10 protein-coding genes are annotated in these 13,545 nt (G+C 68.9%); 9 read left to right on the top strand and 1 reads right to left on the bottom strand.

Annotated features, from left to right (window positions below; all coding sequences use genetic code 11):
- Nucleotides 1-173: 173 nt before the first annotated feature.
- The 6 genes from CRP45_RS18160 (at nt 174) to CRP45_RS18185 (ending at nt 6,912) form a co-directional block, all read left to right on the top strand.
- The gene (locus CRP45_RS18160; RefSeq protein ID WP_067785734.1) at nt 174-971 is read left to right on the top strand and encodes a cell division protein SepF; all 798 of its coding nucleotides are present in this window, start codon (nt 174-176) and stop codon (nt 969-971) included.
- 89 nt (nt 972-1,060) lie between these two features.
- Complete coding sequence (locus CRP45_RS18165) at nt 1,061-1,363, top strand: YggT family protein (protein ID WP_067785731.1); 303 nt, start codon at nt 1,061-1,063, stop codon at nt 1,361-1,363.
- A gap of 66 nt (nt 1,364-1,429) precedes the next feature.
- On the top strand, nt 1,430-2,281 hold the full coding sequence (wag31, locus tag CRP45_RS18170; protein ID WP_067785728.1) for a DivIVA-like cell division protein Wag31: 852 nt from the start codon (nt 1,430-1,432) through the stop codon (nt 2,279-2,281).
- Between the two features lie 166 nt (nt 2,282-2,447).
- On the top strand, nt 2,448-2,648 hold the full coding sequence (locus tag CRP45_RS18175; RefSeq protein WP_067785725.1) for a hypothetical protein: 201 nt from the start codon (nt 2,448-2,450) through the stop codon (nt 2,646-2,648).
- 286 nt (nt 2,649-2,934) lie between these two features.
- Nucleotides 2,935-6,063: an isoleucine--tRNA ligase gene (gene ileS / locus CRP45_RS18180; protein WP_097246035.1), complete on the top strand. Its 3,129-nt coding sequence runs from the start codon at nt 2,935-2,937 to the stop codon at nt 6,061-6,063.
- 336 nt (nt 6,064-6,399) lie between these two features.
- Nucleotides 6,400-6,912 carry an NlpC/P60 family protein gene (locus CRP45_RS18185; protein ID WP_372508096.1) on the top strand — a complete coding sequence of 171 codons (513 nt, stop codon included), beginning with the start codon at nt 6,400-6,402 and terminating at the stop codon, nt 6,910-6,912.
- 21 nt (nt 6,913-6,933) lie between these two features.
- On the opposite strand, the gene CRP45_RS18190 is transcribed toward CRP45_RS18185, so the two are convergent.
- Nucleotides 6,934-7,821 (bottom strand): UTP--glucose-1-phosphate uridylyltransferase, encoded by an 888-nt coding sequence (locus tag CRP45_RS18190; protein WP_084482998.1) that lies wholly within the window; start codon nt 7,819-7,821, stop codon nt 6,934-6,936.
- A 291-nt stretch (nt 7,822-8,112) separates the two neighbouring features.
- On the opposite strand from CRP45_RS18190, the gene CRP45_RS18195 reads away from it, so the two are divergent.
- From CRP45_RS18195 to CRP45_RS18205, 3 genes are all read left to right on the top strand, one after another.
- Complete coding sequence (locus CRP45_RS18195; protein ID WP_097246036.1) at nt 8,113-9,420, top strand: DNA polymerase IV; 1,308 nt, start codon at nt 8,113-8,115, stop codon at nt 9,418-9,420.
- Between the two features lie 95 nt (nt 9,421-9,515).
- Nucleotides 9,516-10,016, top strand: coding sequence for a WKL family lipoprotein (locus CRP45_RS18200; protein ID WP_067785720.1), 501 nt, complete (start codon nt 9,516-9,518; stop codon nt 10,014-10,016).
- Between the two features lie 188 nt (nt 10,017-10,204).
- Nucleotides 10,205-13,456, top strand: coding sequence for an arabinosyltransferase domain-containing protein (locus tag CRP45_RS18205; protein WP_097246037.1), 3,252 nt, complete (start codon nt 10,205-10,207; stop codon nt 13,454-13,456).
- The last annotated feature ends 89 nt before the right edge of the window (nt 13,457-13,545 follow it).

Here is a 13,545-nt window from a genome sequence, read left to right on the forward strand (position 1 = left end):
GCCGAAGGAAGGTCGACCAGAATGAGCGAGCGCAGCGAGCATGGACTCGACGCAGCCACCATCGTGGTCATCACCGAGTCGAGCGACGGGGAGGGGTAAGTCATGGGCGAGCGTTCAATCGACGCAGCCACCGGTGTCGTCATGACCGGGGCGAGCGACAGCGAGGTGCGGGCATGAGTACGCTGCACAAGTTCAAGGCGTACTTCGGCATGGTGCCGCTCGAGGATTACGAAGACGATTACGTCGACGATCGCGCTCCGCGCGCGAACGAGCGCGGTGGCGCGCGCCCGCGCAACTACTCCGACCGCGGCGGCTACGGCGCCGACCGGTACGCCGAAGATCGTTACGGCGCAGACCGTTTCGGCCAGGACCGGTTCGACGAGGACGTCGACTACCCCGAGCCCGCCTACAAGTCGCCCTACCAGGCCGGCTACCCGGCGGCCCGCCGCGACGAGTACGCCGACGAGCCCTACGGCGACGATCGCTACGAGTCGCCGCGGCGTCCCACCCGTATCGATGCGGCCGCGTCGTCCGGCCGGTTCCGCGCGGGCGGCGGCGCAGGCATGTTGCGGGGAGCCACCAGGGGTGCGCTCGCCGTCGATCCCGAGGCCGAGGAGCGGCGGCTGGAGGAGCGCGTGCGCCCCGAGCCCGCGCCAGCTCGCAGGCCGGGGATCTTCGAGGACGGAGGCCCCTTGTCCAAGATCACGACGCTGCGCCCGCGCGATTACAGCGAGGCCCGCATCATCGGCGAGCGTTTCCGCGAGGGAAACCCGGTGATCATGGACCTGGTCGATCTGAGCAATGCCGACGCCAAGCGGCTCGTCGACTTCGCGGCCGGACTGGCGTTCGCCCTGCGTGGCTCGTTCGACAAGGTCGCGACCAAAGTGTTCCTGCTCTCACCTGCCGATGTCGACGTATCGGCCGAGGAGCGGCGCAGGATCGCCGAAACCGGGTTCTACAACCAGAAATAGCGGTCTGATCCGGGGGGTTCGTCGGTCTTGTCGCGCGCGGGGCGGTGTGGTCATTTTGCGCAACGCCGATTTTCGGGCAGAGTGAAGTCGTGGCCTTGTTCGCGGTGCTGTACTTCGTACTGTTCATCTTCTGGCTGTTGCTGATCAGCCGGGTGATCGTCGAGTTCGTTCGTAGCTTCGCCCGTGACTGGCGACCGACCGGTGTCGTTGTCGTCATCCTGGAGGTGATCTTCACGATCACGGACCCTCCGGTGAAACTACTGAGACGGCTGATACCACCGGTGTCCCTGGGGGGAATTCGCCTGGATCTGTCGATTATGGTCCTGCTATTCATCGTCTTCATCCTGATGTCGATCGTGAGCAGGCTCGGCCAACCGGTAGCTCCGGTGTGACAGAATGGGCCAAGATACCTTGCTAGATCTGCTCGATCTCCAAAAGACGCGTGAAGGGATCCTTCCATGCCGCTGACCCCAGCCGATGTGCACAACGTCGCGTTCAGCAAACCGCCGATCGGGAAGCGCGGCTACAACGAGGATGAAGTCGATGCCTTCTTGGATCTCGTGGAGCAGGAGCTCTCGCGTCTGATCGAGGAGAACGCCGACCTGCGTCAGCGGGTCGCCGAACTCGATGCGGAACTGGCCGACGCCAAGAAGAATCGGCAGGCGGCCCCGGCAACCGTCAAGGCCCCGGTACAGCAGGCTCCGCCGCCAGAACCGATCAAACCCCCGGTGCCCGCACCGCCGCCGGCTCCGATGCCCGCGGCCGCGCCCGCGCCGAAGGACGCCCCGGGCGCCGACGCGAACCTGCAGGCGGCCAAGGTGCTCAGCCTCGCCCAGGAGATGGCGGACCGGCTGACCAGCGACGCGAAGACCGAGGCGGAGAACCTGCTCTCCAACGCGCGGGCGAACTCCGAGCGACTGGTCGGCGACGCCAGGACCCGTTCCGAGGCGATGATCGCCGACGCCCGCCAGAAGTCGGACGCGATGCTGTCGGACGCGCAGACCCGCTCGGACAACCAGCTGCGCCAGGCCAAGGAGAAGGCCGACGCGCTGCAGGCCGACGCCGAGCGCAAGCACACCGAGATCATGGCGACCATCACCCAGCAGCGCAGCGTGCTGGAGAGCCGGATCGAGCAGCTCAAGACCTTCGAGCGCGAGTACCGCGTGCGGCTGAAGTCGTACCTGGAGTCGCAGCTCGAGGAGCTGGAGAACCGCGGCTCGGCGGTCCCGGTGGACGGCGGCGAGGCCTTCGCGGACACGAACACCGCGAGCAACCTCGCGCCCGCGTCGTTCGCCAAGGGCGCCAAGTAATCTCGCCCTCGGCGTTCCCCGCGCCGTCGGTCGCGAAAGCAGTTGTTCGAGTAGTCACTAGAGGTAAAGTCGAATCGCCTGGCATGCCCGACGGACCAGCCGGACGACGCGTGTCACAGCCCGTGCATGGCCGTAGCGAAGGCGGAGGTACGCCGAGGGGGTCATCATGCTCGTTCTGACACTCGCCATGGCGGCGATCGGCTTTGCCCTGCTCGTCACGGCGCTGACCACCGGGTCGGTGCTGTGGGCATGGGGGTGCATCGTCGTCTGCGTCATCGGCGCGGTGCTGCTGTTGGTGAGCGCGCTGTCCATGCGCAGGCCGGAGAACGACGCACCGCCACCGCCGGGGCGGCACGCCAAACGTTGAGGCCGGGCGCGGGAATATCGTTTGCCCAGGCTGGTTAGAATCGAGACAGAACGGCGTCGATCCGGCCATCACCGGGGAGCCTTCGGAAGAACGGCGCCGAGGCGCTCAGTAGAACCGAACGGGTGAGCCCGTCACAGCTCGCAACGAGTGGTCCGGCGGCCCCGGTGGGGCTGGCCAGGACAAACGGGGTGGTACCGCGGTTTCGGCGCACCGAGCGCCGGGGTCGTCCCCGTGCCAACCACTGATACGCGCCTGCGGCGCGGTGGCACGAGGAGACGCATCCGCGATGGCGGACGACAGCAAGAGCGCATACCCCCGCGTGGATCTGGGCGCAGGCTCCGGGGCGAGCTTCCCCGAGCTGGAAGAACGCGTGCTCGAGGCATGGGCGGCCGACGACACCTTCCGCGCCAGCATCGAGAACCGTTCGGGTGCAGCGGAGTTCGTCTTCTACGACGGCCCGCCCTTTGCCAATGGTCTGCCGCATTATGGTCATTTGCTCACCGGCTATGTGAAGGATTTGATCCCACGTTTCCAGACGATGCGCGGCAAGCGCGTCGATCGGCGTTTCGGATGGGACTGTCACGGCCTTCCCGCGGAAATCGAAGCGGAAAAACAGCTCGGTATCACGGACAAATCACAGATCGACGCCATGGGGTTGGCGGAATTCAATGCCGCGTGCAAATCCTCGGTGCTGCGCTACACGGGGGAATGGCGCGACTATGTCACCCGCCAGGCCCGCTGGGTGGACTTCGACAACGACTACAAGACCCTCGATCTGGACTTCATGGAGTCGGTCATGTGGGCCTTCAAGTCGCTCTACGACAAGGGGCTGATCTACCAGGGCTTCCGCGTGCTGCCCTACAGCTGGTACGAGCAGACGCCGCTGTCGAACCAGGAGACCCGCCTGGACGACGCCTACAAGATGCGCCAGGACCCGGCCGTCACCGTCGACATGGTGTTGCGTGTCGCCGATGACCATCCGCTGCGCGAACTCGACGGCACCAACGCGCTGATCTGGACCACCACGCCGTGGACCCTGCCGTCCAACCTGGCCATCGCCGTGCACCCGAACGTGCGCTACGTGCACCTGCGCGCCGCCGACGGCAAGCGCTACCTGCTGGCCGCCGAGCGCGTCTCGCACTACGCGCGGGAGTTCGGCGAGGAGCCGCAGGTGCTCGGCGAGTTCGATGGCGCGGCGCTGGTCGGTCTGTCCTACGCGCCGCCCTTCGACTTCTTCGTCGGTCACCCCAACGCGCACCGCGTGCTCGCCGCGGACTACGTGACCACCGATTCCGGTACCGGCATCGTGCACCTGGCTCCCGCCTTCGGTGAGGAGGACATGGAGGTCGCCACGGCCAACGGCATCGAGATCGTGCAGCCGCTGGATCCGGGCGGCAAGTTCACCTCGATGGTGCCGCCGTACGAGGGCCTGATGGTCTTCGACGCCAACCCGGTGATCATCAAGGACCTCAAGGCCGCGGGAAAGCTGTTGCGGCACGAGACGATCGAGCACTCCTACCCGCACAGCTGGCGCTCCGGGCAGCCGCTGATCTATATGGCGGTGCCGTCCTGGTTCGTCGCGGTCACCAAGTTCCGCGATCGGATGGTCGAGCTGAACAAGCAGATCACCTGGGTGCCCGAGCACATCCGCGACGGCCAGTTCGGCAAGTGGCTGGAGGGCGCGCGCGACTGGAACATCAGCCGCAACCGCTACTGGGGCAGTCCGATCCCGGTGTGGGTCTCCGACGATCCGGCCTACCCCCGGGTCGACGTGTACGGCTCGCTGGACGAGCTCGAGCGCGACTTCGGCGTGCGCCCGACCGACCTGCACCGGCCCATGATCGACGAGCTGACCAGGCCCAACCCCGACGACCCGACCGGCAAGTCGACCATGCGCCGGGTGCCGGAGGTGCTGGACTGCTGGTTCGAGTCCGGCTCGATGCCCTATGCGCAGGTGCACTACCCGTTCGAGAACAAGGACTGGTTCGACGGCCACTTCCCCGGCGACTTCATCGTCGAGTACAACGGGCAGACCCGCGGCTGGTTCTACACCCTGCACGTCCTCTCGACCGCGCTGTTCGACAGCCCTGCCTTCAAAACCGTTGCCGCGCACGGCATCGTGCTCGGTGACGACGGGCTGAAGATGAGCAAGTCGAAGGGCAACTACCCGGACGTGAACGAGGTGTTCCACCGGGACGGATCCGACGCGATGCGCTGGTTCCTGATGAGCTCGCCGATCCTGCGCGGCGGCAATCTCATCGTCACCGAGCGCGGCATCCGCGAGGGCGTCGGCCACGCGCTGCGTCCGCTGTGGAACGCATGGACCTTCCTGCAGCTGTACGCCTCGAAGCCCGGCGTGTGGCGCACCGATTCGCCGCACGTGCTCGACCGCTACATCCTGGCGAAGCTGGCGCAAACCCGCGACGTGATGACCGACGCGCTGGAGGTCTACGACATCGCTGGCGCGTGCGAGGAACTGCGTTCGTTCGCCGACGCGCTCACGAATTGGTATGTGCGCCGGTCGCGTTCGCGCTTCTGGTCGGAGGATCGGGACGCGGTCGACACCCTGCACACCGTGCTCGAGGTGGTGTCCAGGCTGGCCGCTCCGCTGCTGCCGCTGATCGCCGAGGTGATCTGGCGCGGGCTCACCGGCGACCGCTCGGTGCACCTGGCCGACTGGCCGAAGGAGGGCGAGCTGCCGGAGGATCCGGAGCTGGTCGCCGCGATGGACGAGGTACGCACGGTCTGCTCGACGGTGCTGAGCCTGCGCAAGGCCAAGAACCTGCGGGTGCGCCTTCCGCTGGCCGAGGTGACCATCGCGGCGGGCGACGCCGAGCGGCTGCGCCCGTACGCCGACATCATCGCCGACGAGGTCAACGTCAAGAAGGTCGACCTGACCACCGACGTCGCCGTGCACGGTCGCTTCGAGCTGGCGGTGAACGCCCGCGCCGCGGGTCCGCGCCTCGGCAAGGACGTGCAGACGGTGATCAAGGCGGTCAAGGCGGGCGAGTGGTCCGAGGACGCCGACGGTGTCGTCAGCGCCGCCGGAATCACCTTGCTCCCCGAGGAATACACCCAGCGACTGGTCGCCGCCGAGCCCGAGTCCACCGCGGCGCTGCCCGGTAACGCGGGTCTGGTGGTGCTGAACTCGGCGGTCACCGAGGAGCTGGAGGCCGAGGGCTGGGCCCGCGACCTGATCCGCGACCTCCAGGAGACCCGCAAGTCCCTCGGCTTGGACGTCTCCGACCGGATCACCGTGGTCCTCGAGGTCCCCGCCGAGCGCCTGGCCTGGGCCCAGACCCACCGCGATCTGATCGCGGGCGAAATCCTCGCCACCGCCCTCGAGTTCGGCCCCGCAGGCACCGACGCCGCCGAACTCGTCGGTGACGTCAAGGCCGCGGTCACCAAGGCCTGAGCCGGTCGTCGGGGTGGGCAGACCTGTCCACCCCGACGACCCGACTCGATCTAGCGCAGCGGTAGTGATCTAGATCACACGCTGATGATTTGCTGGAAACCTCTCCTGTTTCCGGAAAGCCCGGCAGAATCGGGCCTGTTGCTGTTGGTACGCAGATCGATCAGTGGTGCCGCAGTGATTCTCGTGAGGCATGTTCTACCTGAGGTGCGCTGTTCGGCGGTGTGCGGCCGGATGGGCGCGGAGGTCTGCGGCTTCGCTCGATGACGGGCGGTGCCGCGCGTCAGCGAGGCCGCTCGTCGCGGCCTGTTTGCCGGACCGACAGGAGAGGTGCGTTTCGTGATCGGAAAAGTGTTGCGCCGACTGCTCGTCGGCCTTGTCGTCACCACGATCGTCACCCTGTTGCTCGCCGGACCCGCCTGGTCCGACACCCGCGGCATCTCCGGCAGCGCCGGTTCGTCCGGCTCCGGAAGTTCGAGCGGCTCGGCGGCGCTACCGCTGCCGAGTCCACGCGGCCTTGCCGCACTCGCCATCGCCACGACCCAGACCGGCAAGCCCTACGTCTGGGGCGGCACCGGCCCGCACGGCTGGGACTGCTCCGGGCTCGTCCAGTGGGCGTTCCGGCAGGTCGGCGTCGACATGCCGAGGACGACCTGGCAGCAGGCGACCGTGGGCGTCCCCGTCCCGGTCCGCGCGATGGCGCCGGGCGATGTCGTCGTGCTGAACGACGACGGCTCGCACGTCGGCATCTACGCGGGCTTCGGGCAGATCTTCAACGCCTACGGCCGCGGCGTCCCGGTCGGCCTCTCGCCGATCAAACAGTTCACGATCTACGCCGTCCGTCGGTTCTGACGGCGCGAAAACCATTGTGGTTCAGGCGAGGTGGTCGGTGGCCAGCTCGCGAAGCAGCGGGCCGTACTCCGGATTCGCCAGCGCGGAGGCGAACTGTGCGACCAGGTAGTCGCCCGGATTGCCGGTGTCGTACCAGCGGCCGCGAATCACCTGACCGAACACCGGATTCTCCGAGGCGTGCACGTTGATGGCGTCGGTCAGGTAGACCTCGCCGGTGCGGTGCTCGTACCAGGCCGCGGTCTGCCTGCGCAGCTCGTCGATGATCCCGGGGGTCACCACGTAGCCGCCGATGGCGGCATAGGCGGACGGCGCGTCCTCGGGCTTGGGCTTCTCCATCAGGCCGGTGATGCGCAGCAGGCCATTGCCCTGATCGTCGGCGACGACCGGAACGCCGTAGCGCTTGGACTCGGCCGGGTCCATCGGCATCAGCGCGAGCACCGGCGCCGCGGTGGCCTCGTAGGCGTCGATGAGCTGCTGGGCGCGCGGCACCTCGGCAACGAACACGTCGTCGGGCCAGAGCACGAGCATCGGCTCGTCACCGGCGTTGCGGGCGGCGTTGAGCACGGGGGTGCCGTTGCCGTAGGGGCCGTGCTGGTCCAGGTAGGTGATGTGGCCGAGGCGGGACAGTTCCCCGACCTCCTCGACGGCGTCGGCGTAAGCGGTCTTTCCGTCCGCGCGCAGCTGCGCCACGAGGGCCGGATTGGGGCGGAAGTGGTCCTGGATCAACGACTTTCCGCCGCTGACCACGATGGTGATGTCGGTGATGCCGGAGGCGACCAGCTCGCGGACGGTGTGCTCGATGACCGGCTTGTCGCCGACCGGCAGCATCTCTTTCGGGATGGCCTTGGTCAGCGGGAGCAACCGGGAGCCGATACCGGCCGCCGGGATGACTGCCTTACGGATCTTCATGCGTCCGATCATCACATACGAACCGGTGGGCAAGGCGCGATCCCCGTCGTTCGTTGCCGTGTCGAAAACCCTGGCGCGCGATGTATCGGCCCAGGTCAAGGCCGCTGGATCGCAGAATCGGCGGCTGCCGGGACGCTCCGCAGATCCGCAGCAATCGATCAGGCAACACCCAGCCGCCGCGGCGGCGGACCTGTCGGTGGGTTGGCGTAGATTCCGGTCGTGCGGACGGATCGGGCGACGGAAAGGGCGGCGGTCGGCCGCACCTCCAGGCGCTGGGTGCTGCATATAGATATGGACGCCTTCTTCGCGTCGGTCGAGCAGCTGACCCGCCCGACCCTGCGCGGCCGTCCGGTGCTCGTCGGCGGAACCGGAGGACGCGGCGTCGTGGCGGGGGCCAGCTACGAGGCGCGGGTCTTCGGCGCGCGTTCCGCGATGCCGATGCACCAGGCCAAGCGCCTGGTCGGGGTCACGGCGGTGGTGGTGCCGCCGCGCGGCGCGGTCTACGGGGTGGTCAGCGGGCGGGTGTTCGAGGCGCTGCGCAGCCGCATCCCGGTGCTGGAGACGCTCTCGTTCGACGAGGCGTTCGGCGAACCGGAGGAACTGGCCGGCGCCGACGCGGATCGGGTCTACGAATTCTGCGCGGAGCTGCGCGCGCTGGTCCGCGAGCGCACCGGGCTTGTCGCCTCGGTCGGCGCGGGCAGTGGGAAGCAGCTCGCCAAGATCGCCTCCGGCCTGGCCAAACCCGACGGCATCCGGGTGGTCGCGCCCGACGAGCAGCAGGCACTGCTCGCCGGTCTTCCGGTGCGCAAGCTGTGGGGGATCGGCCCGGTCGCCGAGGGCAGGCTGCGTTCGCTCGGCATCGAGACGGTCGGTGCCTTCGCCGCGCTGCCCGAATCGGAGGCCGTGTCGTTGCTCGGCGGCAGCGTCGGGGCGGCGCTGCACCGGCTGGCCCGCGGCATCGATGGCCGGCCGGTCGCCGAGCGCGCCGAGGCCAAGCAGATCAGCGCCGAGAACACCTACGAGACCGACATCGTCACCCTGGCCCAGCTGCGTCCCGCGATCGAGACCATGGCCGCGGCCGCGCACGCCAGGCTCGGCAAGGACGGCCGTGCCGCGCGCACGGTGGTGCTGAAGCTGAAGAAGTCGGATATGAGCGTGGTGACGCGCTCGTTCACGCTGCCCTACGCCACCACCGACCTGGCCACGCTCACTACCGCCGCCCAGCGGTCGGCCATCGATCCCGCCGAGCTCGGCCCGATTCGCCTGGTCGGCGTCGGCTTCGGCGGGCTGTCCACGGTGCGGCAGGAATCGCTCTTTCCAGAGCTGGACCAGAGCCCGGCCGACGACGCGCTCGATCCCGAATGGGAGTCGAGCGAGCCTGCGGCGCCCGCCGCCGAGCCGAGCCCGGCCGCGCGCCTCTGGTATCCGGGAATGGATGTCGCGCACCCGGATCACGGCCACGGCTGGGTGCAGGGAGCGGGGCACGGCGTGGTCACCGTGCGCTTCGAGACCAGCTCGACAGGGCCGGGCCCGGCGCGTACCTTCAGCGCCGACGACATCAGTCTGTCCCGGGCGGACCCGCTCGGCAGTCTCGAGTGACCGGTAGCCTGATGCCTCGGGCAGTGCCGCCGGTTCCTGGTGGACGCTGCCGCGGTTACGACACGGACCCCTCCTCGAACGCAAAGGACGAGCAGTTGAAGCTTCGTACGACTGGACGCATCGCGATCGCTGGCCTCGCCATCGTTGCCTCCCTGGGCCTGACCGCCTGCGGTGGCGACGACTCGAGCGACACCGCCAAGACGACCAAGACGACGACCAGCGCCAAGGCCACCACCGCTCAGGCGAACCTGCCCGCGGTGCCGACCGTGGCGGAGCTGAACGCGCAGCTGCAGAAGGCGCTCGACCCGGCGGTGCCGAACTCGGAGAAGCTGGAGATGGTGCAGGGCGCCGAGGCCGACCCGGAGCTGCCCGCCCGCCTGTCCGAGGCGTACAAGTCGACCGGCGCCACCGTCGAGGTCACCGAGGTGACCGCGTTCGGTGACACCATCAACGCCAAGGCCAAGATCGTGCTGAACGGCCAGGAGAACATCGCCGACGTGCCGTTCGTCGCCGAGGAAGGCAAGTGGAAGGTCCAGAAGGCGTGGGCCTGCCAGATGCTGACCGCGCTCGGCCAGCAGTCGACCGCCTGCGCCTGATTCGCGGTGTCGCGGCCCGGCCTTCGAACCGGGCCGCGTATCCGGCGGACGAGTTCGTCCGCCGAACCCGTGTGTTCGCGAGAAACCGCAGGTCGGCCGCCTGATTCGGCCGCGCGCCGTACCGCAGCACGGGCGTCGGGTTTCGCTCTCAGATTCGATCGTTACTATCTGGCCTCGTGGCTGACACGATGGTGTGGGCGGGGCAGACGTCCGTCGAGGATTCCAGAGACGGGACGGCACAACGGAATACGAGCGGGGGATGGGCGCGGCCCGTCGCTTTGATCGCGGCGTTGATCGGCGCGCTGTGCGCGGTGGCCGTTCCCTTGCTCCCGATCCGGGTGGACGAGGCGACGCTGTCTTGGCCGCAAGCGGGCTCGGCACGCAGCGTCGAAGCGCCTTTGATCGCCTACGCGCCGTCGACCTTCGACGCCACCCTGCCGTGCACGGCCATCCAGCAGCTCGCCGTCAACGGTGGCACGCTCGCCGCCACCGCGCCCAACGGCGCGCCGGACCGCGAGCGCTACGGCTTTCTCGCGCGTGTGACGACGCCCACCGCCGAAGCGCCCGCCCGGCTCGACGTGATCCTGCGCAACCAAGCGCTGCTCAGCACGCCGGTCGACCAGCTGCCCACCGGGTGCGAACTCGTCGTGCACGCCGACACGACCACGGCAACCGCGAGCATGGGCGGATTCGAGGCGCCAGGCTTCCCGGTGACGCTCACCGGTGACTACCGCCCGCAGCTGATTGGCATCTACAGCGATCTGGCCGCAGCGGACGGCGCGACCGTCACCGCGGCCTTGGACACCCGCTTCACCTCCAGCCCGACGCCCCTCAAGCGGGCCGTCATCTGGCTCGCCGTGCTGGCCACCCTCGTCGCGCTGGTCGCCCTCTACCGGATCGACCGCGAGGACGGCAGGCGAACCCACCGCCTGCTGCCGCAGCGCTGGTGGACGTTCTCGGTGCTCGACGGCGTTGTGCTCGGCGTGCTGGTGCTCTGGCACTTCATCGGCGCAACCACCTCCGACGACGGCTACCAGTTCGGTATGGCGCGCGCGTCCGGCGCTGCGGGCTACATGTCCAACTACTTCGCCTACTTCGGCGTCCCCGAAAACCCGATCGGCACACCGTATTACGACCTGATCCGGATCATGGCCGAGGTGACGACCGCCAGCCCGTGGGTCCGTCTGCCCGCGCTGGCCTGCGGCGTGCTGCTGTGGCTAGTGCTGAGCCGCGAGGTGGTGCCGCGACTCGGTGTCGGGGTGCGGCACAGCAAGATCGCGCTGTGGACCGGCGCGCTCGGCTTCCTCGCGGTGTGGCTGCCCTACGACAACGGCCTGCGCCCCGAACCGCCCGTCGCGCTTGGACTGCTGCTCACGTGGTGCTCGGTGGAGCGCGCGATCGCCACCCGGCGGTTGCTGCCCGCCGCGCTCGCGGTTCTGATCGCGGCGTTCACCGTCACCGCTGGTCCGTCCGGTCTCATCTGTATCGCCGCGCTGCTGTCCGGCCTACGTCCGGTCGCCAGGATCGTGATGGGCAAGGTCGGCTCGGGGACCCTGCGGCAGCGCGTGCTCGGCTACGCGACCCTGCTCGCGCCGCTCGGCGCGGCCGGTGTGGTCGTGCTCGCGATCGCGTTCGCCGACCAGCCGCTGTCCGCCGCCTTCGAGATGCAGCGGGTGCACCACGACATCGGTCCCGACGTGCCGTGGTTCCAGGAATATCTGCGCTACCAGTACCTCTTCCAGGGTGAGGTCGACGGTTCGGTCGGCCGCCGAATCGGCATCCTCGCGATGCTGATCGGCATCGTGGTGTGCGTCGCCGTGCTGTTGCGCAAGGGCGGGCGCATTCCGCTGACCGCCGCAGGCCCGTCCCGGCGCATCCTCGGGACCACCGCGGGCGCCCTGCTGCTGATCATGGTCACGCCGACCAAGTGGACCCACCACTTCGGCGTGTTCGCCGGTGTCGCCGGGTGCGTGGCGGTGCTGACCGCCATGGCGGTGGGCCCCAAGGTGCTCCGGTCGCCGCGCAATCGCGCGCTGTTCGCGGCGCTGATCGCGTTCCTGCTCGCGCTGGTGTTCTCCGGGCCCAACGGCTGGTGGTACGTCTCCGCGTACGGCATGCCGTGGTGGGACAAGCCGCCGTCGGTGGCCGGGATCATGCTGAACGACCTGTTCCGGCTGCTCGCGGTCGTGCTGCTCGCGGTGGCCGCCTGGTGGCATGTGCACGCGCCGGAACCCGGTACCCCGCAGCGGGTTTCGCGGTTCGGGTGGCGGGTGTCGCTGCTGCCTCCGTTGACCGTCGCGCTGGCGTTGCTCGTCGTGTGGGACATCGGCTCCTTCGCCAAAGCCGCGGTGGCGCAGGGCAAGTCGTTCTCGCTGGCGCGCTCGAACATCGAGGCGGTGACGGGCAAGCCGTACGGGCTCGCCGGCCACGTCCTGGTGGAGACCGATCCGAACGAGGGGATGCTCGCGCCGCTGACCGGCGACGCGCAGACCACGCTCGCGGGCAACGCGACAGGCTTCACGGCGGGCGGGGTGGCCGAGGATCTGCGGCCCGACGACGAGGGCAGCAGCTCGACCGGCAGCATCGCCGACGCGCTCGCCACCAAGTCGTCCTCCGAGGAGGAAGCCGGAACCGCCACCGCCGCATTGCCTTTCGGTCTGGATCCGGCCCGTGTCCCGGTGCTCGGCAGCTACCGTTCCGGTGACGCGGGCCCGGCCGAGCTGACCACCGGCTGGTACCGGCTGCCCGATCCGGGCGACCGCGCCGGGATCATCGCGCTGAGCGCCGCGGGCCGGATCTGGTCGGTGGACGCCGACGGTGTCGTGACGCCCGGCCAGTCGTTGCAGATCGAGTACGGCGCAACGGATTCCGCGTCCACCGCGCAGCCGATGGGCCGGGTCGTCCCGATCGACATCGGACCGGCGCCGTCCTGGCGCAACCTGCGGGTGCCGTTCGCCGACATTCCGGCGCAGGCCGACGTGATCCGGCTGGTCGCCGTCGACCGCGATCGCAACCCGAAGCAGTGGCTGGCGGTGACGCCGCCGCGGGTGCCGCGAACCAAGACACTGAACGAAGTGGTCGGCACGACGCCCGCCCTGGTGGACTGGATGGTCGGCCTGCAATTCCCCAACCAGCGCCCCTACGATCACCGCCACGGCATCGCGGAGATCCCTGGCTACCGCATCCTGCCCGACCGCCCCGGCGCCGCCGTCACCAACCTGTGGCAGAGCCACGACAGCGGCGGTCCGCTCGGGTGGACCGGAATGCTGTTGCGCGCACGGACATTGGCCACGTATCTGAACGAGGACTGGGACCGCGACTGGGGTGATCTCCAGCTGTTCACGCGCATCGATGACAGCGCCGTTCCGGCCGAACCCGCGATCGTCCAGCGGGATCGCTCCGGGCTGTGGAGCCCTGGGCCTATCAACACGAACTACTGACGCCACCGGGCGCGCATCCATGCGGGTGCGCGCCTTCGGAGGTCGCCCAGACGCAGGCGCGGGCGCGGGCTCAGACGCGGGCGAAGTCC

It is taken from the genome of Nocardia amikacinitolerans (assembly GCF_900215415.1).
Taxonomy (GTDB): Bacteria; Actinomycetota; Actinomycetes; order Mycobacteriales; family Mycobacteriaceae; genus Nocardia; species Nocardia amikacinitolerans.

Excerpts from the sequence above, each read along its gene's own strand:
- CRP45_RS18160 (WP_067785734.1), top strand. The coding sequence starts at position 174 with ATGAGTACGCTGCACAAGTTCAAGGCGTACTTCGGCATGGTGCCGCTC.
- wag31 (WP_067785728.1), top strand. The coding sequence starts at position 1,430 with ATGCCGCTGACCCCAGCCGATGTGCACAACGTCGCGTTCAGCAAACCG.
- CRP45_RS18175 (WP_067785725.1), top strand. The coding sequence starts at position 2,448 with ATGCTCGTTCTGACACTCGCCATGGCGGCGATCGGCTTTGCCCTGCTC.
- ileS (WP_097246035.1), top strand. The coding sequence starts at position 2,935 with ATGGCGGACGACAGCAAGAGCGCATACCCCCGCGTGGATCTGGGCGCA.
- CRP45_RS18190 (WP_084482998.1), bottom strand. The coding sequence starts at position 7,821 with ATGAAGATCCGTAAGGCAGTCATCCCGGCGGCCGGTATCGGCTCCCGG.
- CRP45_RS18195 (WP_097246036.1), top strand. The coding sequence starts at position 8,113 with ATGGACGCCTTCTTCGCGTCGGTCGAGCAGCTGACCCGCCCGACCCTG.
- CRP45_RS18205 (WP_097246037.1), top strand. The coding sequence starts at position 10,205 with ATGGTGTGGGCGGGGCAGACGTCCGTCGAGGATTCCAGAGACGGGACG.